Origin of the sequence: Kitasatospora phosalacinea, assembly GCF_000717185.1 — a bacterium.
In the GTDB taxonomy this organism is placed as follows: Bacteria; Actinomycetota; Actinomycetes; order Streptomycetales; family Streptomycetaceae; genus Kitasatospora; species Kitasatospora phosalacinea_A.
The window spans coordinates 1-1,429 of sequence record NZ_JNYE01000234.1 but is presented as its reverse complement, the minus strand read 5'-3'; the positions used below and the strand labels follow the sequence as shown (position 1 = coordinate 1,429).

2 protein-coding genes are annotated in these 1,429 nt (G+C 74.9%); both read right to left on the bottom strand.

The features are described from left to right. Positions 1 to 47: 47 nt before the first annotated feature. The gene (locus OO57_RS37735) at positions 48 to 794 is read right to left on the bottom strand and encodes an SDR family oxidoreductase (RefSeq protein WP_033257426.1); all 747 of its coding nucleotides are present in this window, start codon (positions 792 to 794) and stop codon (positions 48 to 50) included. Positions 795 to 918: 124 nt separating this feature from the next. After that, positions 919 to 1,429 (bottom strand): MarR family winged helix-turn-helix transcriptional regulator (locus OO57_RS37730; protein ID WP_051778775.1); only part of this gene is annotated, 511 nt, incomplete at its 5' end.

Sequence of the window (1,429 nt, the reverse complement as noted above, 5' to 3'; positions counted from 1 at the left end):
GGTGGGACGGGCGGGCGGGACGGCGGAGTGGGCCGGGTGGGGCCGGGTCAGGCGATGCCGCCGTTGCTGCGGATGTTCTGGCCGTTGATCCAGCGGCCGGCCGGGCCGGCCAGGAAGGCGGCGAGTTCGGCGATGTCCTCGGGGGTGCCGAGGCGTTCCAGCGGGGGCTGGGCGGCCAGGCGGTCGACGGTGTCCTGGTCCTTGCCCTCCAGGAACAGCGGGGTGGCGGTGGGGCCGGGCGCGATGGCGTTGACGGTGACGTCCCGGCCGCGCAGTTCGCGGGCCAGCACCAGGGTCAGTGCCTCGACCGCGCCCTTGCTGGCCGCGTAGGCGCCGTAGGTCGGGAACTGGAGCCCGAGCACCGAGGTGGAGAAGTTGATCAGGGCTCCGCCCCGGCGCAGCCGCCGGGCGGCCTGCTGGGCGACCACGAAGGTGCCGCGGACGTTGACCCGCTGCACCTCGTCGAAGTCGGCCAGGTCGAGTTCGGCGACGGGCGCCAGGCGCATGACGCCCGCGGTGTGGACGACCACGTCCAGCCCGCCGAACTCGGCCTCGACCCGGTCGAACGCGGCGGTCATCTCCCGTTCGTCCGCCACGTCCCCGCCGACCGCCAGCGCCCGGCCGCCGTTGCCGACGACCTCCGCGACCAGGGCCTCGGCCTTGTCCTTGCTGCCGGAGTAGTGGACGGCGACGGGGTGCCCGGCGGCGGCGAGCCGCCGGACGACGGCGCGGCCGATGCCGCCGGAGCCGCCGGTGACCAGGGCGACCCGGGGCTGTGCGTCGGTGACGGACATGGCGGAACCTCTTTCGTATCGGCGATCTCGCTCTGCTGGTATCAACGATAACAGAGAATGGGATCGGCGATACGCTTCTGCTGTTATCAGTGAAACGGTGCGGCGGACGGAGACCGGGGGCGGCTCACCAGGCCCCGCTGATCGGCCCCCGGTCGCCCGCCGCGCCCCGGCCGCCGTCCGCCGCGCCCAGCTCGGCCGCGATCCGGTCCAGCAAGGGGAGGGCTCGGGTCAGCAGGTGCTGCTCGGACTCGTCCAGGCTCCCGTCGACCGCCCGCGCGAGCAGGCCGACCCGCTGCTGCCGGTCGGCCTCGATCGCGCGTCGACCCTGCGGGGTCAGGGTCAGCACCTTCTTGCGGGCGTCGTCCGGGTGCGGCCCGGCGGTCAGCTGGCCGGCCTCGGCGAGCTCCTTGACGGTGGCAGCCATGGTCTGGTGGCGCACGCCGCGGCTCGCCGCGAGCTCCGCGGTGGTCATCGGGCCCTGCCGGTCGAGCAGGTCCAGCACCGTCGCCGGGATGGGGGCGAGCTGGTCGAAGGGGCGACCGGCGCGGACCAGGCCGCTGATCGCCGTCCGCAGTCCGGCCGCCAACTGCTCGGCCGCGGACGGTTCGGGGGTGGGCGGTGCGGGGGTGGGCGAG

Bases quoted from the DNA above. Each gene is read 5' to 3' on its own strand.
- OO57_RS37735 (WP_033257426.1), bottom strand. From the start codon at position 794: ATGTCCGTCACCGACGCACAGCCCCGGGTCGCCCTGGTCACCGGCGGC.